Here is a 22,174-nt window from a genome sequence, read left to right as displayed (position 1 = left end):
CTCGACCTGACCGCCGAGCAGCCGTCGGTGCTGGCGCTGGCCGAACACGGCGACGCGCGGGCACGCGCCGCGGGCGTGACCCTCGTGCCGGCCGCGGCGTTCTACGGCGGCCTGGCCGACCTGCTCGTCACGGCCGTCGCGGACAAGCACCAGCCGATCGAGCGCGTCGATGTCGCGACCGGGCTCGACCGCTGGCACCCGACGCGCGGCACGCGCGTGACGGGCGAACGCAATCGCGCAGTGCGCCTCGTACAGAAGGACGGGAAGCCAACGCCGGTGCCGTCGACCGCGCTCGAACGCGCGTGGCCGTTCCCGCCGCCGATCGGCCGCGTCGACGTGACGTTGCTGCCATTTTCGGAAGTGATGACACTGTCGCGTCACCTGCGCATCGATACGATCGCGTCGTGGCTCGCCACCGTCGCGCTGCGCGACGTGCGCGATACGGCCACGCCGCCGCCCGAGGCGACCGACGAGATGGGTCGCTCGGCGCAGCAGTTCGCGATGGACGCGATCGTCGTGCAAGGCGGTACGACGCACCGCGCGACGGCGTCCGGGCGCGACATCTATGCGGTCAGCGCACCGATCATCGTCGAGGCAGCAGTGCGGCTGATAGTCGGCAATACCGTGGCGTCGGGCGGCGTGCGCAGTCTCGGCGAGCTGTTCGACGCGCGCGATTTCCTCGCGGCGCTCGATACGGTGGCAGTATCGTTCGGCACGACAACCGATCCGGTTTTCCACAAGGAGACGCAAGCATGAGCAGCAATGAGAAGGGCGCGTATTTCCGTTCGCTTCACCGCGCGGGCCAGCCGCTGGCGCTGTTCAACGTGTGGGACGCCGGCAGCGCGCGCACGGCGGCCGACGCGGGCGCCGTCGCGCTGGCAACCGGCAGCTGGTCGGTCGCGGCGGCCAACGGTTTCGTCGACGGTGAGCAGATGCCGCGCGCGCTGATGATGGAAGTGCTCGAGCGGATCACACGCGCGACCGACCTGCCGGTCACCGTCGATCTCGAAAGCGGGTACGGCGAGCGGCCGGAAGATGTCGCCGAAACGATTGCGCTCAGCATCAAGGCCGGCGCGATCGGCTGCAACCTCGAAGACAGCTTCCCGGCGACCGGCGAATTGCGTGACGTCGACGCAGCGGCGGCCCGTCTCGCGGCAGCACGGCAGGCTGCGGATCGCGCGGGCGCCGACTACTTCATCAACGCGCGCACCGACGTGTTCTTCAAGGCGCCGGCCGACACGCACGACGAGCGCCTGCTCGACGCCACGCTGGCCCGCGCGCGCGCCTATGCCGCGGCCGGTGCCGATGGCCTGTTCGTGCCGGGGCTGCGCTCGCCGGCGCTCATTCGCGCGCTAACGGCCGCGTCGCCGTTGCCGGTGAACGTGATGCGCGTCTCGGCAACGCCGACGCTCGCCGAATTCGCGGAATACGGGGTGGCCCGCATCAGTCACGGGCCGTATCCGTACCTGCAGGCGATGAAGACGCTGGCGGAGATGGTCAGGCAAGGCGGCTGACAGATTCGCAGAGCGGACGGCCTCGCGCGCATCGACTGATTACATTGCATGTAATTGGCGCACGACACGGCCGCTCCTACGCTTCGGGTGTCGCGCCGCCATTCCGGCGGCGCTCACCACCCCGGAGACATCATGTCCGCCTACCCGCTTCACACCATCAACTCGGCACCGGCCGCCTCGAAGCCCGTCCTCCAGCAGCTCCAGCAAACCTTCGGCATCGTCCCGAACATCGCGGCGGCCATGGCCGCATCGCCGGTGCTGATCAACGGCTTCATCGGCCTGTTCGAGCGCGTGCACGCGAGCAGCCTCACCGAGCCGCAGATCCAGACACTCCTGCCCACCAACGCGGTCACGAACGCGAGCGAATGGCCGGTCGCGTTCCATACCGCGCTTGCGCTGAAACAGGGTGTGACCCACGCCGACGTCGACGCGATCCGCCACGGCGCCCTGCCAGCCGACGCGCAACTGGCCGCGCTGTCGGCCACGGCACGCAAGCTGATCGACACACGCGGTCGCATGGCCGATGCCGACCGGCAAGCGTTCCTCGACGCCGGCTTCAGCGACGAGCAGTTGCTGGAAGTGATCGCGGTGGTCGCCGCATCGACGATCACGAACTACGTCGGCAGCGTGACGAAGCCCGCGCTCGAAGCGCCGTTCGACGCATTCGCATGGCATGCGGACGCCGCGTGAGTCCGATATAGTCGATCGCGTCGCTCACGGAACGCCCTGGGAGGCACGATGAACGCCAGCCGCCGCGAACCGCACGCGCCGCCGCACGAACTGGGCCAGTTGCTGCGCTACTGGCGCGACGTGCGCGGCGTGAGCCAGCTCGACCTGTCGCTCGACGCGGGCATCTCGCAGCGCCAGATCAGTTTCATCGAAAGCGGACGCAGCGTGCCGGGCCGCGACACGCTGCTGACGCTCGCGCAAACGCTGGACGTGCCGCTTCGCGAGCGCAACGCACTGCTGCTCGCGGCCGGCTACGCGCCCGTGTATTCGGAAGCGCCGTGGGATGCGCAGGAGATGCAGGGGGTGATCGGCGCGCTCGAACGAGTCGTGCGCCAGCACGATCCGTTTCCGGCAATCGTGATGGACCGCCACTGGAACGTGCTGATGACCAATGACGCGGCGCCGCGCTTCTTTGGCTGCTTCATCGACATGGCCGCGCGCGACGGCCCGCGCAACCTGCTGCGCCTGATGTTCGATCCGCACGGCATGCGGCCGTTCCTGGCCGACTGGGAGACGGTGTCGCGCAGCCTGTTGCAGCGCGTGCATCGCGAATCGGTCGGGCGCGTGATCGATGACGACACACGGCAGTTGCTCGACGACCTGCTCGCCAGCCCCGATGCGCCGCGCGACTGGAAAACGCCGCCGGCACCGGCCGCCGCACCGTCGCTGCCGGTCATCCCGATCGGCTTCGTGCACGAAGGCGTCGTGCTGCGTTACTTCTCGCTGGTCACGACAGTGGGGACGCCGCAAAGCGCCGCCGCCCAGGAGTTGCGCATGGAGTGCATGTTCCCCGCCGATGACGCGACCGAAACGCGCCACCGGCAACTGCTCGACACGCACACACCGGTGCGCTGAGCGGCGGGCCGGGCGGCCCGCCGGTGCCGGTCATTCCGCCAGCGCGGGCACCACGCCGACCCGCTTCGGCACACCGGTCACGATCGTCGCCACCGCGACGGCCAGCACGACGGCTGCGGCAACGAACACGCCGGCCGCACCGTTCGCGTCGAATACGACGCCGCCGGCTGCCGCGCCCGTCGCGATCGCCAGCTGGATCGCCGCGACGATCAGCCCGCCCGCGCTCTCGGCCTCATCGGGCACGGTACGCGTGACCCACGTCGACCACGCGACCGGCACGCCGCCGAACGCCATCCCCCACAACGCGACGAGCACCGCGTCGATCATCGGCGCGCGGCCGAGCGCGACGAGCGCGACGCCGAGCACGACCATCAGCGCGGGCATCCCGATCAGCATCGGCCGCAACCGGTGTTCGAGCACGCGGCCGGCGAGCGACGTACCGACGAAGTTCGCGATGCCGTAGCCGAGCAGGATCGCCGACAGCCCGTTCACACCGACGCCCGCGACCTGCTCGAGGAACGGCCGCAGGTACGTGAAGAATGCGAAATGCCCGGTGAACACGAGGATCGTCGCGAACATGCCGAGGCCGACGGTCGGCCGGCGCAGCACGTCGATCAGCGTGCGCAGCCGCGTCGTGCCGCTCGGCGGCATCGACGGCAGCGTGACGACCTGCGACACGAACGAGAGGCCGCCGAGCGCGGCCGCGATCAGGAACACGTTGCGCCAGCCGATCAGGTGGCCGAAGTAGCTGCCCATCGGCGCGGACGCGATCGTCGCGACCGCTACCCCGCTGAAAATGATCGACAACGCGCGCGGCACCATCGACGTCGGCACGAGCCGCATCGCGGTGGCCGTCGCCATCGTCCAGAAGCCGCCGAGCGCGATACCGAGCACGACGCGGCCGATCAGCAGCAGCGTCAGGTTGGGCGCGAACGCGACCGCCAGGTTCGACGCGACGAGCAGCACCGAGAACACGAGCAGCACGCGCCGCCGGTCGATCGTGCGCGTCAGCGCCGAGATCAGCAGGCTCGTGACCAGCGCGACCGTCGCAGTGGCCGTGACGGCCTGTCCGGCCACGCCTTCGGTCACGCCGAGACTCTCGGCCATCGGCGTCAGCAGGCTGGCGGGCAGGAATTCGGCCGTGACGAGCCCGAACACGCCGAGCGTCATCGCGAATACCGCGCCCCAGGCCGGTTCGCGGGGGGCCGCCGTCGAGGCGGCCGTGGAGATTCCGGGATTCATGCGTGGTTCCGTGTCGGTTAGGGAAAGTACTGATGAGGGCGTATCGTAAGGAACCACGTCAGGACGGTCTATGACATACAATCCGTTCTTGTTGATCGAACGTCCGAATCTCGACATGTCCGAGCCCCTGCTTCCACCCATCCCCGACGTGCACGACCTCGTCAGCGAGCTGCTGCTGGGGATGCGCCTGAGCGGCGTCCAGTACCGCCGCATCCAGGTCGCAAGGCCATTCGGGCTGAACTTCGGCCATGAGACGGGCCGCGCGCAGTTCCATTTCGTCGGGCGCGGGCCCGTGCTGCTGCGCGACGCGTCGGGCGACACGATGCGGCTCGAGGCCGGCGACGCGATCCTGCTGCCGCACGGCGGCGTGCACGCGCTGGTGTCGGACCCCGATGCACCGTGTCGCGAGATCAACGGCTTCGAGGTCGCGAAGATCTGCGATACGGTGGCGTCGGTGGCGTCGGCCGGCGTGTCGCCCGCCAGTTGCGCGGCGACCGAGCCGGGCGCCGGCGATGCGCTGATCTTCAGCGCGTGCATGGAGCTCGATCTCGGCGGCATGCAGCCGCTCGTCGGCACGATGCCCGAGTTCATGCACGTCGGCACGCTGCTCGCGCGCTACCCGGAAATTCGCCCGATGCTCGATGCGATGGAGCGCGAAGCGTGCTCGGCCCGTGCGGGCTTCGCGGGCATCCTCGCGCGGCTCGCGGATGTGGTCGCGGCGTTCATCGTGCGCGGCTGGGTCGAGTGCGGATGCGGTGATGCGACAGGCTGGGTGCAGGCGCTGCGCGAGCCGAAGCTCGGCCGCGCGATCGTCGCGCTGCATCGCGATCCGGGCCGCAACTGGAGCGTGGCGGAACTCGCGACCGAAGCAGGCGTGTCGCGCTCGGTGTTCGCCGAACGCTTTCTCGCGGCCACCGGGATGACGCCGGTGCGCTACCTGACCGAGCTGCGGATGCGGCTCGCCGCGCAATGGATCACGCGCGACCACGAGACGATCGAGGCCGTCGCGTACCGGCTCGGCTACGGCTCGCTCGCCGCGTTCAGCCGCGCGTTCAAGCGCGTGGTGGGCAAGCCGCCGGGCGCCGTGCGCGCGGACGGCGAGGTGCGTGTCGAGGCGTAATGCGTGACACGTGATGCTCACGGCGGTTGCCTGGCGTCGCGCAAGTCATCGTCATCACGCGGGACGGCAGCGCTCAGTCGCTACGTGCTACGTGCCCATCGAAGCGTAATGCGTGACGCGTGATGCTCGCGTCTGCCGCCACGCGTCGCGCAAATCGCCGCCACGTGTGACCGCAGCGCTCAGTCGCTGCGCGCTGCCAGCCGGTCGACCAGCGCCGTCGCGCACTGCACCGCAAGCGCCGCACACTGCTCGGCATCCACGACTGCCCCGCTCGCCACGGTGCCCTGCACGATCCGGCCCAGCAAATCCTTCGAGAGATCGGCGATCTCGTAGTCCCGTTCCGTCATGATGTTCCTCCTGCGCGTCGACCGATGACATCGACGCGCTCACTTCCCCTGCCCGTTCAACGCCCTTTCGCACGCACGACGATCTGCGCCTGCGTGTCGCGTTCGATGCGTTCGAGCGACGCGCGCAGCGCCGTGAATTCGTCCGGCGTACACACCTGACGGCCGAAATTCGCCGTCATCCGCCGTGTGACCTGCACGGCGCGCGCGGCCGCATCGAATACGTAATGCGACGTGAAGTCGACGAAGCGGTCGTGCACGGCCGTATCGGCCGGCAGGTCGGTCACCGCGACGTCCGCCGGCAGCGCGATCTGGCCGGTCTCGTCGAACGTACCGCCGATGCAGCCCCATGGCTGCGTGCGCACGGGCTCGGCGAGCCAGTTCTCGACCTGTGTCGCGATGCCGCCCGTCAGGCTCGACAGCGCGGGCAACGCAGTCGTGCCGTCAGGCCACACGAAATGATCGAGCGTGCCCGCCATCGTCACGTCGAACGGCCCGTCGGTTACACGCCGGTCGCTGGTCGACAGTTGCGCGCGGCCGCGCAAGCCGCTCTGCCGCAATCGGTTGTTCGCGAGCTGCGCGATGCCGTCGGGTGTCGCGCGGCGAAACAGGTTGCGCTCGAGTTCGGCCGTCCAGCCGTCGTCCTCGATGTATGCCTGAAAACGCGTGGCACCCGGCCCGGCCGCATCGATCTCGACCCGCGCGATGCGGCCGCGCGGCTGCGTGGCCGGTGTGCGCGACAGCACGCCCGTGTCGACGAGCAGTGCAGGACGGTCCATCACGATCGGCGGCAAATAGCCGAATGCGATGCCGGCCGTCGTCGTATCCGCAAAAAGCGCGAGATCGGGCAGCCACGTGATCGCATGATTGATCGCACCGCCGCCGTAGCCGGGCACCGACGGCAGCGTGTAGACGGACCCGAGGTTGAGCAGCACCGGTTCGCTGCGAATGCCGACCGCCGCGAGCAGCGCGCCGAACAGCGCGACATGATCCTTGCAGTCGCCGTAGCGGTTGCGCAGGATGTCCGTCACGCGATGCGGCGCGGCAGCCGTTTCGCCGAGGAACAACCCGACGTAGCGGATGTTCGCCTGCACCCAGTCGTACAGGATGCGCGCCTTGTCTCGCGGATCGGCCACGCCCGCGGTGAGCGTGCGCGCCAGTTGCGCGACGGCCGGATCGGCCGCGCCCGGATCGACGGCCGCGTTGCGATAGCGCGCAGCGAACGCCGCATAGTCGGGCAGCGTCGACACGACGAGCCGGTCGCCGTAGGTCGCGTAGCCGACCGCGCCGTTCTCGATGCGGTCGTACGGGCCGTGCCGGTAGTCGAATTCGTAGCGCGTGCGGCCGTTCGCGGTGACCGGCGGCAGCGCGACGTAGCCGCGCGCATCCGCGTACAGCGGCATGTCGGCCGGCACGTCGAAGATCAGCCGCTGGCTGTCGACCGGCTCGCGCGACGGCTCCACGGTATAGCCGAAGTAGCCGCGGTTGACCGGCTTCGTGCGGGTCTTGCGGAACGCCACGCGCGTGCTCGACCCGGCTTCGACGCCGGGAAACACGACGGTGCGCAGCAGCCCGTCCTGGAACGTCGGCGCGCCGGCCGAGCGCGGTTCCTGCACGTCACGGATGCCGTCCGTGCCGACCGGATGCGCGACCCCGTCGCGATCGATCGTCTCGGCCGCGAGCAGGTCCACCTTCTCGAGATTCTTGTCGAACCACACGTAGCGCTGCGCGATGGCATCGATACCGTTTGCATCGTTCGCGCGCAGCGTCGAATCGTCGTGCTCGTCGAGCGCGCCGTCGTGCTGGATCACGAATTCGTGGACATCGCTGACGACCGTGACGGGCGCGTCGCCGCCCGTGTCGCGTGCGGCACCTGGGTCGCGCACCTCGGCCATGGCCGCGCCGGCGCCGAGCGCGACGGCGCAGGCGAGCAGGCGGCCGGTCCATCCGGAAGGAAAAAGCACCACGTCGAAGCGCTCCGCGCGTTCATTGCCGGGCGTCAGGGCTGCGCGCCGGCGCGGATGGTTCGATCCGCATGACGGGCACGTGACAAGTCATGGGCCGCGTGCCCGTCGTGCGAACCAGTGTGGGTGACGTGCCGGCGAGCGTCAAGCCGCGCAGCGGCGAGGCTGCGCGCCGGCCAGGCGTGCCGCTCCAGCGTCGCCACGCCGCCATTGCCGACCATGTACATCCTGCTCCGGGCTAGCGCGCCATTTGTATCATGTTGTGATATATAATTCAGGCAGATCATCCATGCGTGTGACGTCGGCGAAACACCACTTCGCCGAACGCGACACACCGACATGAGGAAGGAGACATCATGCTGATCAATAGCGACTTCGAAATGGGCTACCTCGTGATCGCGTTCGCGCTGCTGGGCGTGATCCTGTTCGGCGCGCTGCTGACAGCGCTGCATCTCGAACGGTGGCATCCGAAGCTGGTCGGCGCCGCGCTCGGCGCGTTGCTGGGCATCGTGCTGATCGAAGCGATGCCGATGCTGACGTGAACACGCCCCGGCGCTCATTCCTCCGACCACGCGCCGTGCGGGGTCGGAACGACCGGCGCCTGACACGGAGGCCGTCATGGCTTCGCCGCTCTGCCTGACCTATCGACAGTGCGGCATTCGCGCGGTCGCGCTCGTCGACCCGGTGGCCGGCGAAGGGCTCGAACTCGGCGCGCTGTACGAGCCGCTCGCCGTCGTGGTGTGGCGCGACGCGCGCGGATGCCACGAAGCGCATCTGCTCGACCCGAAACATCACGTGTTCCGCAACGACGCGGACGCGCTCAGGATCTCGATCGCGCTGGCCAAGCGCTTCATCGACACGATGCTTGCCGACACGTTCATGCCCGCCGGCTGACGGCCGGCCGCGGCGCCCTTCGTCCCTCGTCATGCTGGAGGCGACATGGAACACGGTATCGTCCAGACGCTCTTGCTGCTCGCGCTCCTCGTGTTCGCGGTGCTGTTCTTCACGGCCGGGCGCGGCCGCGACCGCACGCGCGACAAGCTGCTGCACCGGCCCGCGCGACGCTCGTCACGCTCGCATCCGCATCGTCATCCGTAATCGCGTCAGCGCGGAATCGCACCGCGCATAAAAATCGGCCGGCGGCCGCGCATCGAACGACGCGCATGCCGCCGGCCTTCCAGCGGAGGTCCGGTACCGCGGGCGCGACGCGCGATGCGCGCCTACACGCCCCACATCACGTGCCGCCCCTGTTCGTGAGCCGCACGCATCATGTCCAGCAGCGGCCACGCGCGCTGCGCGAGCCCGCCCGCATGCGGCGACACATCGTCGCGCAGCGCCTGCGTCGAATGCTCGTGTGCGCGTTCGCGCGCCGCATCGTCCCTGATGGCCTGTTCGAGCCGCGCGATCGCACCTGGCAACTCGTCGGTGGAAATCACGCCGCGGACGTCGAGCCCCTTGCCGACCAGCCCCAGCAGATACTGCGCCAGGTCGCGCAGCATCACGATATCGGGTGCGGCGGAGGATCGAAACGTGATCAGCATCGTCATTTCCCCTTGTCGTCGCCGCGAACCGTACGGCGCATCGTGCCGCCGGTCGCGGCGAGGCCCGGTGGCCATCCCGCTGCGCGTAAGCGCCGCCCGTTCTTCTGAACCGGACGTTCGCCCGGCACGATGCGCGCGTCGCGCGGCCGGGTTCGTTTGTGGCGTAAAGGCCGGATGCCAACAGGGCCTGCTTTGATTTTATATCACATTGTGATGTATTCAAGCGTACAGACCCTGAATGGTCTGTAAGTGTACGGCGACGCCGTCACCCGCGGTCTCGGGCGACGCGCACCGCTACCCGACATTCATCGGCAACAACACCATCTGCTTGCCCTCGACGTGCAGGCGCGCCTGCAGCTCGACGGGCGTCTGGTTGTGCAGCCAGGCCGTGAGGAAATTCACGCGACGGAAGATCAGCTTGCTCGCGAAGCATACCGAGTTCGGATACTCGTCGAGCGTCGACGACGCGAGGTTCATGAATTCGACGACGGGATTCGTGCCGAACGCGATCCGGTAGTCGGCCGCGATGCCGTGGCGGCGGCAGTGCGCGACATAGTAGTCGAGCGATTCGGTGATCGTATGGCGCAGCCGCTCGAGATGTTCGTGGCCGTCGTACGCCTTCGCGTCGACTTCGCCGACCGCGAGGAAGATCACGTTGCGGAAGTGCCCGGGAAACAGCCGGTTGACCCACAGCAGCGCGTGCATGCTCGCGCCGCGATGCTTGCCGACCAGCAGCACGGCCGTCGGCTGCAACGGGTCGGGCTTGCCCGGCGCGGTGGCCTCGTCGATCTCGGGCGGCTTTCCCGAGAACAGTTCGTCCTCCTTGGCGAGCTGCAGGCGCGTATAGGCGTAGTGGCGGTTGATCATGAAGCACAGCGCGATCACCGCGCTCGTCACGAGCACCGTGAGCCAGCCGCCCGCCGTGAACTTCTCGATCAGCGTGATGACGAGCACGGTCGCCGTCACGCTCAGCCCGAGTGCTGACAGGAAGAAGTGCTTGAACCAGCCCTGTTCGCGACGATGGCGCCACCAGTACGTGCACAGCCCGAGCAGCGACATGCTGAACGTGAGGAACACGTTGATGCTGTACAGCACGACGAGCACGTCGACGCTGCCGTGCGTCCACAAGAGGATCAGCAGGCTCGACAGCCCGACCACGATGATGCCGTTCTGCCGCACGAGGCGCCCCGACAGGTCGCGGAAATGGCGCGGCACCCACGAATCCGACGCCATGTTCGACAGCACGGCGGGGCCGTCGAGAAAGCCCGTCTGCGCGCCGACCAGCAGCAGCCCGGCCTCGAACGCGAGCACGGCCGCGAGCAATGCGTGGCGCGCGAACGCCGAACCGAGCCCGAGATGGTCGATCACGCTGCCGAACACGACCGCGTTGAGCGTCTCGCCGTCGACGGGCTTCGCATGCCACAGCATGTACAGCAGGATGATGCCGCCGGCCGTGAACGCGAGCGATGTCGACATGTACCACATCGTCACCTTGCCGTTCGGCACGCGCGGGTCCGCCAGCATGTTCACGTTGTTCGACACGGCCTCGAGGCCCGTATAGGTGCCGCCGCCGAGCGAGAACGCACGCATCAGCAGCGCGAGCATCACGAATACGCCGAGCGACTGCGACATCCCGTGCGCTTCGTGCACGGCATCGGGCACGATCATCGCGAGGTTGCTGCCGTGCACGGCGACGCCGTACACGATCAGCGCGAAGTGCAGGATCACGAAGCCGATGAAGATCGGCAGCAGCACCATGATCGATTCGCGCATCCCGCGGAAATTGAGCCCCGTCATCATCAGGATCAGCACGATCTCGGTCGTGAGCTTGAATGCCTGCGCGCTCACCGGCAACAGGCTGAAGAACGCGTCGACGCCGCTTGCGAGCGACGTCGCGACAGTCAGCACGTAGTCGACCAGCAGCGCAGCGCCCGACACGAGCCCCGGCTTCGAACCGAGCAGCGAAGTCGCGACGCGGTAGCCGCCGCCGCCCGTCGGGAACAGCTCGATCACCTGGTTGTAGCCGAGCGCGATGATGAACACGGTTGCGGCGGTCGCAAGTGCGAGGAACAGCGCGAGCGCATGGTGCTGGCCGAGCGCGAGAAACGCCTCCTCCGGGCCGTAGCACGACGACGATAACCCGTCGGCGCCGAGCCCGACCCAGGCCAGCAGCGGCGTCACGGCGATCGCATGCCGCGTGCGCGGATCGAGCGGGTCGAGCGGCTTTCCGACGAGCAACTGCCACACCTTCTGGAATGCGGTCACGACTCCTCCGGAACGCCCGACGTATAGGCGACACTGTCTTAAAAGTAAATGAGTTCCGGGACAACTTCCAGTCGGCGTATTCCATAAGCCGGCGTCGCACACGGCCGGATTGCTTTCAGCACGCCGACACGTTTCAGACAGTCGAGTGACAACCACACGGACGGGAGATGACCGTGCGGCCGCGGCACGCACGTGTTGCCCGCGGCGGCGGCACGGTCGATCGACATGCAACAGGACGAGCATGCGTGGCAACGCGAGCTTCCAACCGATCGATGCTCGTCGGGAGGCAACCTTTGCACAAGGACTCGGCGGCCCGTGCAACGCGTCAGCCGGCCTCGCCCAACGCGCGGGCGAGCAGGCGCGACACGCCGACGAAGGCCGGATGCGGTGCGGTGATCACGAAGGTCGGAATCTTCGCGAGATAACCTGCAAAGCGCCCCTTCGCCTCGAAACGGTCACGAAACGGCGACGCATCGAACCATGCGCCGAGGCGCGGTACGACGCCTCCACCGATATGAATGCCGCCGGTCGCGCCGAGGGTCAGAGCCAGATTGCCCGCGAACGTGCCGAGCATGCCGCAGAAGCACTCGAGGGTCGCCGCGCTGCGTGCGTCTCCGTCGAGCGCACGATCGATGATGGCGGCCGTATCGGCCCCGGATGCGTCGTAGCCGTCGCGCGCCGCGAGCGCCGCGTGAATCACCGCGATGCCGGGCCCCGCGACCAGCCGCTCGAACGATACGTGCGGCCAGCGCGTCCGCGCGTAGTGCAGCACGTCGGCCTCGCGTGCGTCGGCAGGCGCAAACGACACATGCCCGCCCTCGCCGGACAACGGCACCCATGCGTCGCCCGCGCGCACGAGTGCCGAGACGCCCAGCCCTGTTCCGGCGCCGAGCACGCCGATCGTACCCGCGGGCGCCGCGTGCCCGCCGCCGACCTGCCGCCGTTGTTCCGCGGACAGATGCGGCACGGCCATCGCCAACGCCGCGAAGTCGTTGAAGACGCGCAGCGTGTCGAATCCGAGCGCACGGCGCGTCGCGTCGATCGAGAAGCGCCAGTCATGATTGGTCATGCTGACCATGTCGCCGTCCACGGGATTGGCGATCGCGATCGCGGCGTCGCGCACCCGCACGTCGCCAGCATCGCGCAGGAACGCGCGCACCGCGTCGTCCACACCGGCATGGGCGCGGCATCGATAGACGCGCACGTCGCCGATCCCGCCGAGCGCGGTCTCCAGCGCGAAGCGCGCGTGCGTGCCGCCGATGTCCGCCAGCAAGCGGGGTTCGCCGGTGCGCACGCCGCACGGCGCAACCGGATGGCCATCCATGGTCGCTTCGCTCATCGTCTCTCCAGAGTTGTCATCATGTGTCGATCGCAACGGTCACGGCACCTCCACACCGCGCGCCGCGCTCAGCAGCTCGAACCACTGCTCGCGCCCGAGCGGGATGCGGGTCGCGTCCACCGCTTCGCGCAGCGCCGCGATCCGGCCCGACCCGACGACCGGTAGCGGCCGGCACGGTAGCGCGAGCAGCCACGCGAACAGGACCGTCGTCGCCGACACGCCAAGCGCGTCGCCGATCCACGCCGCGGTCGCGCGCACGCGCGTCGCGACGGGCGACGCATCGGTCAACAGGCGTCCGCCCGCGAGCGGCGACCACAGCATCGGCGGACAGCGCCAGCGCTGCGCCTGATCGAACGTGCCGTCGTCGAGCGGCGCGAGATGCAGCAGCGAACATTCGACCTGGTTCGTCGCGAGCGACATCCCGTGCGCAGCCATCCGGTCTTGCAGCAACGCTGCCTGCGCCGCCGTAAAGTTCGATATCCCGAATTCCCTCACCTTTCCGTCACGCCGGAGCGCGGCAAAGGTCGTCGCGACTTCGTCGGCATCCATCAGTGGATCGGGACGATGCAGCAGCAGCACGTCGAGCCGGTCGGTACGCAGCGCACGCAGCGACTGCTCGACCGATGCGACGACATGCGCGGCCCGCGTGTCGTAGTGCTTGATCCCGTGCGCGGGCCGGCGCTCGGATACGAGCCGGATCCCGCACTTCGTGATGATCTGCATCCGTTCGCGCAGGTGTGGTGCATCGGCCAGCACGTCGCCGAACAGGCCCTCGGCCGTATAGTCGCCGTAGATGTCCGCATGGTCGAAACTCGTCACGCCGAGTTCCAGCGCTGCCTCGATCAGCGCGCGACGCACGCGAACCGACAACGCCCAGTCGCCGATCCGCGACATCCCGAACACGATGCGCGAGAACGGCGCGGCATCGGCACCCATCGATATCGTCGTACAACGTTCCGTCATCGCGCTCACCACCACCATTCGACCTGCGCGCCGACCGTCGAACCCGTACGCGACGTGCCAAAGATACCCGTCGTCGACAGCGGATCCCCGGGCGCCGCCGCATCCTGCGCGGCCTGGTTCCAGCGCGCATACGTGTAGAACACGCGGAATTCGGGCCGCGACCAGAACGAGCGGTCCATTGCGAGCGTCAGCGCGACGCTCGCCTTCAGCAGCGTGCGCGTCGGGCCGCCGGACGGCGTCACGCGATCGTGCCCGAGGTCGCCCTGCAGCTTGATGTGCTGCGTGAACGCATACACCGGCCGCACACCCATCGATACCCAGGTCTGCGACCCGCCCGACGGCGCGATGTCGCGCTGGTAGATGCCGACCACCTGTCCGCCGAAGTCGCGCGTCACCTGCCAGTCGAACGCGTCGAGCACGCGCAAGCTCTTGTAGCGGTTGTCGTTGGTCAGCGTTCCCATATAGCCGAGGCCCGTGCCCGGGCCGACGCCGTACTGGAACGCGAGCTTGTTCTTGCCGCCGAGCAGGTTGGTCTGCACGTGCTGGATCGTGAACGACCAGCCGCTGTGCGCGTCCTGCAGCATGCCGCCCGCATTCAGCACCGGTGCGCGGGCCGGGATGTAGGACAGCCCGAACTGCAGTTCGCCGCCGGGGTTCGGGTGCACGCCCGACAGTTGCAGGTCGTGGCGCGTCGCGTAGTTGGGCTGATCGATGTAGTCTTCGCGGAACAGCGCATAGCTGAGTTTCAGGCCGCCGCCGATCGGCACGTTCTCGATGCCGGCGCCGAGGCCGCTCGGGTTCCAGTAAAAGAAATCGTTGGTGTGGACGTCGTTACGCCGGTAGTAGATGCGGCCAAACCAGATTCGCGTGCCGTCGAGCCCGGGAATGTCGGTGAGCTGCACATACGACTGCGGCAGGCGGATCTGGCCGTGGTTGCCGTTGAAGGTCGGCAGACGATCAAGATCGTTCACGAGGCTCACCATGCCTACCGCGGAAAGCTGCATGCCGTTCGAGAACTTGTAGAGCGTCTGGTCGATCTCCAGTTCGCCGTAGACCTGGCATTCGTTGCCGAGCCGATATTTGCTCGGTGCGCCGGGCAACTGGAAGCAGGCCTGCGAATGGCTGTCGCTCGTCCCGACACCGGCCCGCATATAGCCGTGGAACTGCGTCCAGGGTGTCAGCTGATTCCACACCGACGACGGCGTCGGCGTGACCACGTTGGCCGGGCTGGTGTCGGCCGGCACGACGCCGGTCGACAGCGCGAGCGCGTCCGCACCGGCATCGGCGGCCACGGTTGCGACGGGATCCGGGGCGGCGTGCAACGTCATCGATGCGGCGGTCAGCGAGCAGGCGGCGGCGAGCCGCGCGAGTCGGAAAGGCCTATGCACGCGGCGGCGGGCCGCGCGGCTTGCTTCGTCGAACATGAAGGTGTCTCCAAACGTTGGATGCGCGCCGCGTACGATGCGCGGCGTCGTCGAATGTGTATTGATGCCGGGTCGTCCGTCCCGTTTACCTCATGCCGGCGCGACTGACACGCCGCGTCGGCATGCCGCCCGTCAGCCGGCTACATCGAGGTCGAGCACCGGCGACGCATTGCCGCTCGCCGGTTGCGGTGCATGGATGCGGATCGGTTCGCCCGCTGCCGCGCTCGCATAGATCGCGTCGAGAATCTCCATCACGATCAACCCTTCCTCGCCCGGCGCGGGATGCGGCACGTCACACAGAATCGCCTCCGCGTAGTCGTACATCGCGGAACGCGCGCCGTCGGCGGGCGGATTCAGATGCATGTCGAACTGTGCGCCGTGCTGCTCGATGAAGATGTGCGCATCGAACGTGTAGCCTTCGTTCAGGTTCTTCTGCAGCAGCCCGGCGCGCGTGCCGAGCAGGCGCGTCTCCATCAGCTCCGCCTCCTGGATATGGGTGGCCCACGACGCCTCGAGCGCGAGCGTCGCGCCGTTGTCGAAACGGATCATCGCCGCGGCCAGATCCTCGACGTCGAAGGCCTTGCCGGCACGCGCCGCAAGCGCGCGTGCAATCGGATCGTAGGTGCTGCCCATCACCCAGACGGGCTTCGGATAGCCCATCAGCCACAGCGCGAGATCGAGGCGATGCACGCCGAGATCGATGAGCGGCCCGCCCCCCGCCAGCGCCTTCGTGCCGAACCAGCCGCCGAAGCCCGGCATCCCGCGCCGGCGGTGCCAGACGGTGCGACCGAAGTAGAAATCGCCGAACACGCCACCGTCGACTTGCGCCTTCAACGCGCGCGACTGCGCGCTGAAACGGTAGGAGAAGTTGATCATCAGCCGCTTGCCGGCACGCTGCGCGGCGATCAGCATCTCGCGCCCCTCGTCCGCGTTCAGCGCCATCGGCTTCTCGCACAGCACATGGCAGCCGGCATCGAAAGCCGCGAGCGTCAGCTCGCGATGAAACTTGTTCGGCGTGCAGACGCTGACCACGTCTAGCCGCTCCGCGGCGAACATCGCGTCCGCCGACGCGTAGCGCGCCTCGATCCCGAACGCGTCGCCGATCTTCTCGATGCGCTTCGCGTCGGGATCCGCGATCGCGACCACGTCGACGTCCGGGTGCTCACGCCAGCCCTCGATATGCTTGCGGCCGATGCCGATCCCGATCACACCCACGCGCAGGCGCCGGCCGCGCGCCACCACCGCGGCTTCAGGCAGTTCCACCTTGTAGTCGTCGTTCATGCGAGATCTCCCGAGGTCTGCTGGATGCCGACGTGCGCAAACTGCCCGCTCTTCTCGCTGAGTACCTCGAGCGGCGGTGACATCGGGCAACGATCCGCGAGATTCACGCGCGGTGCGGCCCACTGCACGGCATTCGCGATCACGCGTTGCACATTGCGATCGTGATAGGTCGGATAGGCTTCATGGCCCGGACGGAAGTAGAAGATCCGGCCGTGGCCGCGCTCCCAGCAACAGCCGGAGCGAAACACCTCGCCGCCCTCGAACCACGAGATGAATACCGTTGAATCCGGCTGCGGAATATCGAAGCGCTCGCCGTACATCTCCTCGTGCGGCAGCTCGAAATACTCGCCGAGCCCGGCCGCGATCGGATGCGACGGTTCGACGACCCACAACCGCTCCTTCTCCGCGGCCTCGCGCCACTTGAGCGAACAGTTCGTGCCGAGCAGGCGGCGGAAGATCTTCGAGAAATGCCCTGAATGCAGCACGATCAGGCCCATCCCCTCGAGCACGCGGCGCTGCACACGCTCGACGATTTCGTCGGACACCTTCGCATGCGCCTTGTGCCCCCACCAGATCAGCACGTCGCACGCGTCGAGACGCGCCTCGTCGAGCCCGTGCTCCGGCTGGTCGAGCGTCGCGACGCCGATCTCCAGCGGCAGCGCGCCATGCCCGAGCGCGGGCGTTTCCGCCAGCGCACTGGCGATTACCTGGTGCAGGCCGTCCGGATAGATCGCGCGCACGCCGGCATTTTCGCGTTCGTGCTCAAATTCGTTCCAGACGATCACCGAAAGTTTTTTAGTTTGCATAACTATCCTTTTTGTATAAGTTGGCGCCAATTCGACAGCGGCCGCGCGCCGTGGCCGCCTGAAAACCGTGACCGGATTTAGAGCGTGGTGCTCAGGCCGTCGCGCGCGCCGCGGCAGCGGCGTCGCTCAGCATGCGCACGGCCGCGCGACCGTCCGGGTGAAACAGGTGCAGCGCGCCGGCCGGCAGGTCGACGCGGATACGCTCGCCGATCCGCGCGCCGGCGGCGTCGGTCTTCGCGACGATCGGCTGCGTGGCAAGGGGCGTATCGAGGTAGAGATAGGTGTGTTCGCCCATCTGCTCGACGTGCGCGACTTCTCCCGTCACGTCACCGGACCCGACCCGCACATGCTCGGGGCGAATGCCCAGCGTCACGTCGCCGCCCCACGCAAGGCCGTCGCCCGATACGCTCGAGACGAGCGCGTGGCCGCCGGTCAGCGTGCGCACGTCGCGGGCGCCCGTCGACACGACGGTCGCCGGCAGGAAGTTCATCGCCGGCGAGCCGATGAAACCGGCCACGAATTGGCTCGCCGGGCGGTGATAGAGGTCGAGCGGCGTGCCGACCTGCGCGACGCTCGCGACGCCGGCCCGCCCTTCGAGCGGACGCAGCAGGACGATCTTGTCCGCGAGCGTCATCGCCTCGACCTGGTCGTGCGTCACGTAGATCATGCTGGTGCTGTCCAGGCTGCGATGCAGCTTCGCGATCTCGACGCGCGTCTTCACGCGAAGCGCGGCATCGAGGTTCGACAACGGTTCGTCGAACAGGAACACCTTCGGCTTGCGCACGATCGCGCGGCCGATCGCGACGCGCTGGCGCTGGCCGCCGGACAGCGCACCGGGCTTGCGCGCGAGCAGTTCGTCGAGCCGCAGCGATTCGGATGCAAGCCGCACGCGCCGGTCAACCTCGTCTTTCGGCAAACCCAGGTGCCGCAGGCCGAACGCCATGTTTTCGTAGACCGACATGTGCGGATACAGCGCGTAGCTCTGGAACACCATCGCGATGTCCCGGCGCGCGGGCGCCAGCGCATTGACGCAGCGCCCGTCGATCCATACGTCACCGGCGCTCTGTTCGTCGAGTCCGGCAATGATCCGCAGCAACGTCGACTTGCCGCAGCCCGACGGACCGATGAACACGCAGAACTCGCCGGGCTCGACCGTCAGGTTCACGTCATGGAGGATCGGGGTTGCACCGAACTGCTTGTGAAGACCGCTCAACTTGATCTGGCTCATGCTTTCACTCCTGTTTGACGACGGCGGGCCTATGCCCGCTCAACCCTTGACCGCGCCGGCCGTCAGCCCGGACACGATCTGACGCTGACAGACCATCACCAGCAGTACGAGCGGCACCGTGACGATCACCGATGCGGCCATGATCGTTCCCCATGGCAGCTCGAAGCTGCTCGCGCCGGAAATCATCGTGATCGCGACCGGGACCGTCCGCTGCTCGGACGAGATCGTGAAGGTCAGTGCGAACAGGAACTCGTTCCAGGCCGACACGAACGCGAGCAGCGACGTCGCGGCAAGCGCGGGCCGCAGCAGCGGCATGAAGATCCGGAAGATCAGCGTGAACACGCCGACCCCGTCGACCAGCGCCGCCTCCTCCAGCTCGCGCGGCAGTTCGCGCATGAACGTGACGAGGATCCAGATCGTGAACGGCAGCGTGAAGATCAGGTCCGAGAGCACGAGCGCGCCGAGGCGGTCGTACAGGCCAAGCGCGCGGATCAGCTCGAACAGCCCCGACAGGATCGCAACCTGCGGAAACATCGACACGCCGAGGATGCACATCATCAGGACGCCGCGCCCGCGAAACGACACGCGGCCGAGCGCGTACGCAGCCAGCACCGATACCGCGAGCGACAGCGCCACCGCGCCGCCGGCGACCCACGCGGAGTTCAGCAGGTACGCGCCGAACGGCTGGTCGCGGAACAACTGCCGGTAGTTGTCGAGCGACGGGCTCGCCGGGAACAGCGACGTATCGAACAGCGCATCGCCATGCTTGACGGATGTGCCGATCATGTAGACGAGCGGGAACAGCGCGACCGTCAGCACGAGCGCCGACAGCACCGCGTATACCGCCGTCTCTAGCGGATGCTTCTTCATCTCATGCCTCCTGGTTCCGGCGCCGGCTGACGGCCATGTATCCGACGGTGAACAGGACAATCGTCACGAACAGCAGCATCGCCGACGCCGACCCGAACCCCACCTGCTGGAAATCGATCAGTTGTTCACGCACATACACCGACATGCTTTTCGTGACTCGACTGTTCGACGTCATCACGTAGATCAGGTCGAACACGCGCAATGCGTCGAGCGAGCGGAAGATCATCGCGACCAGCACGCCGGGCAGGATCAGCGGGAGCGTCACCGACCGGAATACCCGCCAGCGCGGGACGCCGTCGACACGCGCGGCCTCGTAGCAATCGCGCGGCACGGTCTGCAGCGCGGCCAGCATCAGCAGCGCCATGAACGGCGTGGTTTTCCACACATCGACGAACACGATGGTCGGAAACACGAGGCGCGCATCGGCGGTGAACGCGAGCGGTTCATGAATCGCACCGATTGCCATCAGCATCGAATTGACGATGCCGAACTGGTCGTTGAGCATCCAGCTCCAGATCTTCGCGGACACGACGGTCGGGATCGCCCACGGCACCAGCACGGCCGCGCGCAGCAGCGCACGCAACCGCGACGGCACATCGAGCAGCAGCGCCACGCCGATCCCCGCTACCGTTTCGAGCAGCACCGATACGACAGCGAACAGCACCGTATTGCCCACCGCCTGCCACCATGACGGATCGCGCAGGACGCCCGCCGCACCGATGTAGTTGTCGAGGCCGACGAACCGCCGCTGAGTCAGGTCGGACAGCTGCGCGTCGGTCAGGCTGAACCAGGCGGTGCGCAACAGCGGCCAGCCGGCGATCGCCACCAGCATCAGCATCGCCGGCGCGACCAGCAGCCAGGCCTGGCGGCGACGCGCACTCGCCAGCCCGTTTCCCGTTCGCGCCGGACTCTCTGATAACAGAGGAGTCCTGTCTATCTGGACACTTGCAGTTCTCATGAAAAGTCTCCCGTCAGGGCCGGCGCCGTCGGTCGGCCGGCCGGGTCGATCGCTAGTGAGGCGCCGCGCTCAGCGCCAGTTGCCGCCCGGTGCGAGCCGGTTGAGCGACGCGGCGAGCCTCGCGAGCGCGCTCGCCGCGGTGTCGCTGCCCGCGAGCACGTCGTGAACGGCATTCCAGAACTGGTTGCTGACCTGGTTGTATCTGGCGCCGGTGACCATCGACGGCCGGGCGACTGCGCTGTTGAAGATCTGCAGCAGGTCGGCCATGTACGGGCGGGCCTGGAGGACGTCCTTGTCATGGTAGAGCGCGGGTATCGTCGGATTGAACGACGCCTGCACCGCGCGTATCTTCTGCACTTCCGCGCTCGACATGTACATCACGAGATCGGCAGCGAGCTTCGGGTTGGGCGAGTAGCGCGACACCGCGAGGTGCCAGCCGCCAAGCGAGGTGACCTGACGACCATCGGCGCCGCCCTTCGGCAGCGGTGCGATGCCGACCTTGCCTTTTATCGGGCTACCGTCGCGGTTGGCGATGGCCAATGCGTACGGCCAGTTGCGCATGAACACCGCATTGCCTGCCTGGAACACGCCGCGCGACTCTTCCTCGCCGTAGTTCAGGACCGCCTTCGGGCTGATCGTGCCGACCCATTTCGCGGCCTGGTCGAGCCCCTTGATCGCCCCCGGGTTGTCGATCGTGACGTGCCCCTTGTCGTCGACCACCGTGCCGCCGTTGTAGCTGGCGATCCATTCGAGCGCATCGCAGGTGAGCCCTTCGTAGGCACGCCCCTGCCAGACGAAGCCCCACAGTTTCTCGTTGCCGGCGGCCCGTTCGCTCGACTGGATCCTGCGCGCGGTCGCGTCGAGTTCGTCCCACGTCGCGGGCACCTTCGCCCGGTACTTGTCGAGCAGGTCCTTGCGGTAGTAGAGCACGCCCGTATCGATGAACCACGGCATCGCGACCAGCCTGCCGTTCACGGTGTTGTTCGCCACGATGCTCGGGAACGACTGGCTTTCCTGACCTTTGCTGTACGGCTTCAGGTCGACCAGGTGGTTCGCGAGGATCCCCGGCCAGACCCCATCGATCTGCATCACGTCGATCTTGTCCGATCCGCTGCCGAGGAGCTGCTGATAGAGCGCGAGCTGCTCGCTCGAGTTGTTCGGCATGCTGATGAGCTCGACCTCGTTGCCGGTCTTCTCGGCCCAATGCTTCGCCGCGGCCTGGCAGGTTTCCTGGTCGAGGCCTGCCGTGCCGCACGCAATCCTCAGCGTCGCCGCACCGGCCGTAGCGGCCGTCATCGCAAGCGCGATCGCCAGCATGGCCGACTTGATCTTTGTCATAGGGTGTCTCCGTCCGTTGTTCGATTTTTGCGCCGCGGCGTCGCGACCGCGTCGCCGTTGCCGTACCGCTATGAAACACCCGTCCCGTTAATCGAAAATTTCGGAAACACGCGTTGCCATTAACAATCGAAACAATCGGCGCCGGGCGTCAGTCCAGCAGCGCGGCGAGCGCCGCCAGATCGAACGGCTTCTGCACGAACGGCCGGTCCGCCCGCCAGTCGGGATGCGTCTGATGCATCTCGGGCGGCAGGCCCGAGGTCAGCGCCACACGCTGGGCCGGCCAGCGCTCGGCGAGCCGCGCGGCGAACGCGATGCCGCTGCCGCTCGCGCCGAGCGAAATGTCCGATAGCACGAGCTCGACCGGGCCATGCCCGGCCAGCCAGCGCAGCGCGA

Annotated in this window: 21 protein-coding genes and 2 pseudogenes; 8 read left to right on the top strand and 15 right to left on the bottom strand. The window is 67.7% G+C overall.

Annotated elements, in window-relative coordinates:
* The 4 genes from G3O00_RS25675 to G3O00_RS25660 all read left to right on the top strand — a co-directional run.
* A partial coding sequence (locus G3O00_RS25675) for a saccharopine dehydrogenase (protein ID WP_206144696.1) occupies window positions 1-756 on the top strand: 756 nt, incomplete at its 5' end.
* Window positions 753-1,514: an isocitrate lyase/phosphoenolpyruvate mutase family protein gene (locus tag G3O00_RS25670; RefSeq protein WP_206144695.1), complete on the top strand. Its 762-nt coding sequence runs from the start codon at window positions 753-755 to the stop codon at window positions 1,512-1,514. The genes G3O00_RS25675 and G3O00_RS25670, both read left to right, overlap by 4 nt.
* 132 nt (window positions 1,515-1,646) lie before the next feature.
* A complete protein-coding gene (locus G3O00_RS25665) occupies window positions 1,647-2,204 on the top strand; it encodes a carboxymuconolactone decarboxylase family protein (protein ID WP_206144694.1) in 558 nt (185 codons plus the stop codon).
* A gap of 48 nt (window positions 2,205-2,252) precedes the next feature.
* Window positions 2,253-3,098, top strand: coding sequence for a helix-turn-helix transcriptional regulator (locus G3O00_RS25660; protein WP_206144693.1), 846 nt, complete (start codon window positions 2,253-2,255; stop codon window positions 3,096-3,098).
* A 30-nt stretch (window positions 3,099-3,128) separates the two neighbouring features.
* Here the strand turns inward: G3O00_RS25660 and G3O00_RS25655 are convergent, their stop codons facing one another.
* Entirely contained in the window at window positions 3,129-4,340 is a 1,212-nt protein-coding gene (locus G3O00_RS25655) for an MFS transporter (RefSeq protein WP_206144692.1), read from the bottom strand.
* Window positions 4,341-4,410: 70 nt separating this feature from the next.
* Between G3O00_RS25655 and G3O00_RS25650 the strand changes: the two genes are divergently transcribed.
* On the top strand, window positions 4,411-5,460 hold the full coding sequence (locus G3O00_RS25650) for an AraC family transcriptional regulator (protein WP_206144691.1): 1,050 nt from the start codon (window positions 4,411-4,413) through the stop codon (window positions 5,458-5,460).
* A gap of 179 nt (window positions 5,461-5,639) precedes the next feature.
* Here G3O00_RS25650 and G3O00_RS25645 read toward each other — a convergent pair whose 3' ends face one another.
* Both G3O00_RS25645 and G3O00_RS25640 read right to left on the bottom strand, forming a co-directional pair.
* The gene (locus tag G3O00_RS25645; protein WP_174934329.1) at window positions 5,640-5,807 is read right to left on the bottom strand and encodes a hypothetical protein; all 168 of its coding nucleotides are present in this window, start codon (window positions 5,805-5,807) and stop codon (window positions 5,640-5,642) included.
* Between the two features lie 56 nt (window positions 5,808-5,863).
* Entirely contained in the window at window positions 5,864-7,771 is a 1,908-nt protein-coding gene (locus tag G3O00_RS25640) for a DUF3857 and transglutaminase domain-containing protein (RefSeq protein ID WP_206144690.1), read from the bottom strand.
* A 353-nt stretch (window positions 7,772-8,124) separates the two neighbouring features.
* Here G3O00_RS25640 and G3O00_RS25635 point away from each other — a divergent pair, with 353 nt between their 5' ends.
* The 3 genes from G3O00_RS25635 (at window position 8,125) to G3O00_RS25625 (ending at window position 8,866) form a co-directional block, all read left to right on the top strand.
* On the top strand, window positions 8,125-8,310 hold the full coding sequence (locus tag G3O00_RS25635; RefSeq protein WP_011356159.1) for a hypothetical protein: 186 nt from the start codon (window positions 8,125-8,127) through the stop codon (window positions 8,308-8,310).
* Between the two features lie 76 nt (window positions 8,311-8,386).
* Window positions 8,387-8,662: a hypothetical protein gene (locus tag G3O00_RS25630; protein ID WP_174934327.1), complete on the top strand. Its 276-nt coding sequence runs from the start codon at window positions 8,387-8,389 to the stop codon at window positions 8,660-8,662.
* Window positions 8,663-8,707: 45 nt separating this feature from the next.
* A complete protein-coding gene (locus tag G3O00_RS25625; protein WP_174934326.1) occupies window positions 8,708-8,866 on the top strand; it encodes a hypothetical protein in 159 nt (52 codons plus the stop codon).
* Between the two features lie 122 nt (window positions 8,867-8,988).
* On the opposite strand, the gene G3O00_RS25620 is transcribed toward G3O00_RS25625, so the two are convergent.
* From G3O00_RS25620 to G3O00_RS25565, 12 genes and pseudogenes are all read right to left on the bottom strand, one after another.
* The gene (locus tag G3O00_RS25620) at window positions 8,989-9,309 is read right to left on the bottom strand and encodes a DUF1840 domain-containing protein (protein WP_043179198.1); all 321 of its coding nucleotides are present in this window, start codon (window positions 9,307-9,309) and stop codon (window positions 8,989-8,991) included.
* Between the two features lie 294 nt (window positions 9,310-9,603).
* Complete coding sequence (locus G3O00_RS25615; RefSeq protein WP_206144689.1) at window positions 9,604-11,574, bottom strand: APC family permease; 1,971 nt, start codon at window positions 11,572-11,574, stop codon at window positions 9,604-9,606.
* Window positions 11,575-11,923: 349 nt separating this feature from the next.
* Window positions 11,924-12,898, bottom strand: a pseudogene (locus G3O00_RS25610) (glucokinase); the annotation flags it as partial.
* Between the two features lie 54 nt (window positions 12,899-12,952).
* On the bottom strand, window positions 12,953-13,876 hold the full coding sequence (locus tag G3O00_RS25605) for an aldo/keto reductase (RefSeq protein ID WP_241025329.1): 924 nt from the start codon (window positions 13,874-13,876) through the stop codon (window positions 12,953-12,955).
* Window positions 13,877-13,881: 5 nt separating this feature from the next.
* Window positions 13,882-15,300: a carbohydrate porin gene (locus G3O00_RS25600; RefSeq protein WP_206144687.1), complete on the bottom strand. Its 1,419-nt coding sequence runs from the start codon at window positions 15,298-15,300 to the stop codon at window positions 13,882-13,884.
* Between the two features lie 132 nt (window positions 15,301-15,432).
* Window positions 15,433-16,581 carry a Gfo/Idh/MocA family oxidoreductase gene (locus G3O00_RS25595; RefSeq protein WP_206144686.1) on the bottom strand — a complete coding sequence of 383 codons (1,149 nt, stop codon included), beginning with the start codon at window positions 16,579-16,581 and terminating at the stop codon, window positions 15,433-15,435.
* A complete protein-coding gene (locus tag G3O00_RS25590) occupies window positions 16,578-17,387 on the bottom strand; it encodes a ThuA domain-containing protein (protein WP_241025328.1) in 810 nt (269 codons plus the stop codon). Before G3O00_RS25590 ends, G3O00_RS25595 begins: the two co-directional genes overlap by 4 nt.
* 91 nt (window positions 17,388-17,478) lie before the next feature.
* A complete protein-coding gene (ugpC, locus tag G3O00_RS25585) occupies window positions 17,479-18,615 on the bottom strand; it encodes a sn-glycerol-3-phosphate ABC transporter ATP-binding protein UgpC (protein WP_206144685.1) in 1,137 nt (378 codons plus the stop codon).
* 39 nt (window positions 18,616-18,654) lie between these two features.
* A complete protein-coding gene (locus G3O00_RS25580; RefSeq protein ID WP_174934318.1) occupies window positions 18,655-19,485 on the bottom strand; it encodes a carbohydrate ABC transporter permease in 831 nt (276 codons plus the stop codon).
* Between the two features lies 1 nt (window position 19,486).
* Window positions 19,487-20,323: a sugar ABC transporter permease gene (locus tag G3O00_RS25575; RefSeq protein ID WP_206144684.1), complete on the bottom strand. Its 837-nt coding sequence runs from the start codon at window positions 20,321-20,323 to the stop codon at window positions 19,487-19,489.
* Between the two features lie 189 nt (window positions 20,324-20,512).
* Window positions 20,513-21,781, bottom strand: coding sequence for an ABC transporter substrate-binding protein (locus tag G3O00_RS25570; protein WP_174934315.1), 1,269 nt, complete (start codon window positions 21,779-21,781; stop codon window positions 20,513-20,515).
* A gap of 148 nt (window positions 21,782-21,929) precedes the next feature.
* A pseudogene (locus G3O00_RS25565) lies at window positions 21,930-22,174 on the bottom strand (hypothetical protein); the annotation flags it as partial.

Source organism: Burkholderia sp. Ac-20384 (assembly GCF_017104605.1).
Lineage (GTDB): Bacteria > Pseudomonadota > Gammaproteobacteria > Burkholderiales > Burkholderiaceae > Burkholderia > Burkholderia lata.
Note: the sequence above shows the minus strand (reverse complement) of the source record. Positions and strands in the feature narration are given on the sequence as shown.

Excerpts from the sequence above, each read along its gene's own strand:
- G3O00_RS25605 (WP_241025329.1), bottom strand. The coding sequence starts at position 13,876 with ATGACGGAACGTTGTACGACGATATCGATGGGTGCCGATGCCGCGCCG.
- G3O00_RS25670 (WP_206144695.1), top strand. The coding sequence starts at position 753 with ATGAGCAGCAATGAGAAGGGCGCGTATTTCCGTTCGCTTCACCGCGCG.
- G3O00_RS25660 (WP_206144693.1), top strand. The coding sequence starts at position 2,253 with ATGAACGCCAGCCGCCGCGAACCGCACGCGCCGCCGCACGAACTGGGC.
- G3O00_RS25620 (WP_043179198.1), bottom strand. The coding sequence starts at position 9,309 with ATGCTGATCACGTTTCGATCCTCCGCCGCACCCGATATCGTGATGCTG.
- G3O00_RS25600 (WP_206144687.1), bottom strand. The coding sequence starts at position 15,300 with ATGTTCGACGAAGCAAGCCGCGCGGCCCGCCGCCGCGTGCATAGGCCT.
- ugpC (WP_206144685.1), bottom strand. The coding sequence starts at position 18,615 with ATGAGCCAGATCAAGTTGAGCGGTCTTCACAAGCAGTTCGGTGCAACC.
- G3O00_RS25570 (WP_174934315.1), bottom strand. The coding sequence starts at position 21,781 with ATGACAAAGATCAAGTCGGCCATGCTGGCGATCGCGCTTGCGATGACG.
- G3O00_RS25595 (WP_206144686.1), bottom strand. The coding sequence starts at position 16,581 with ATGAACGACGACTACAAGGTGGAACTGCCTGAAGCCGCGGTGGTGGCG.
- G3O00_RS25635 (WP_011356159.1), top strand. The coding sequence starts at position 8,125 with ATGCTGATCAATAGCGACTTCGAAATGGGCTACCTCGTGATCGCGTTC.
- G3O00_RS25590 (WP_241025328.1), bottom strand. The coding sequence starts at position 17,387 with ATGCAAACTAAAAAACTTTCGGTGATCGTCTGGAACGAATTTGAGCAC.
- G3O00_RS25655 (WP_206144692.1), bottom strand. The coding sequence starts at position 4,340 with ATGAATCCCGGAATCTCCACGGCCGCCTCGACGGCGGCCCCCCGCGAA.
- G3O00_RS25625 (WP_174934326.1), top strand. The coding sequence starts at position 8,708 with ATGGAACACGGTATCGTCCAGACGCTCTTGCTGCTCGCGCTCCTCGTG.
- G3O00_RS25575 (WP_206144684.1), bottom strand. The coding sequence starts at position 20,323 with ATGCTGATGCTGGTGGCGATCGCCGGCTGGCCGCTGTTGCGCACCGCC.
- G3O00_RS25650 (WP_206144691.1), top strand. The coding sequence starts at position 4,411 with ATGACATACAATCCGTTCTTGTTGATCGAACGTCCGAATCTCGACATG.
- G3O00_RS25580 (WP_174934318.1), bottom strand. The coding sequence starts at position 19,485 with ATGAAGAAGCATCCGCTAGAGACGGCGGTATACGCGGTGCTGTCGGCG.
- G3O00_RS25630 (WP_174934327.1), top strand. The coding sequence starts at position 8,387 with ATGGCTTCGCCGCTCTGCCTGACCTATCGACAGTGCGGCATTCGCGCG.
- G3O00_RS25665 (WP_206144694.1), top strand. The coding sequence starts at position 1,647 with ATGTCCGCCTACCCGCTTCACACCATCAACTCGGCACCGGCCGCCTCG.
- G3O00_RS25645 (WP_174934329.1), bottom strand. The coding sequence starts at position 5,807 with ATGACGGAACGGGACTACGAGATCGCCGATCTCTCGAAGGATTTGCTG.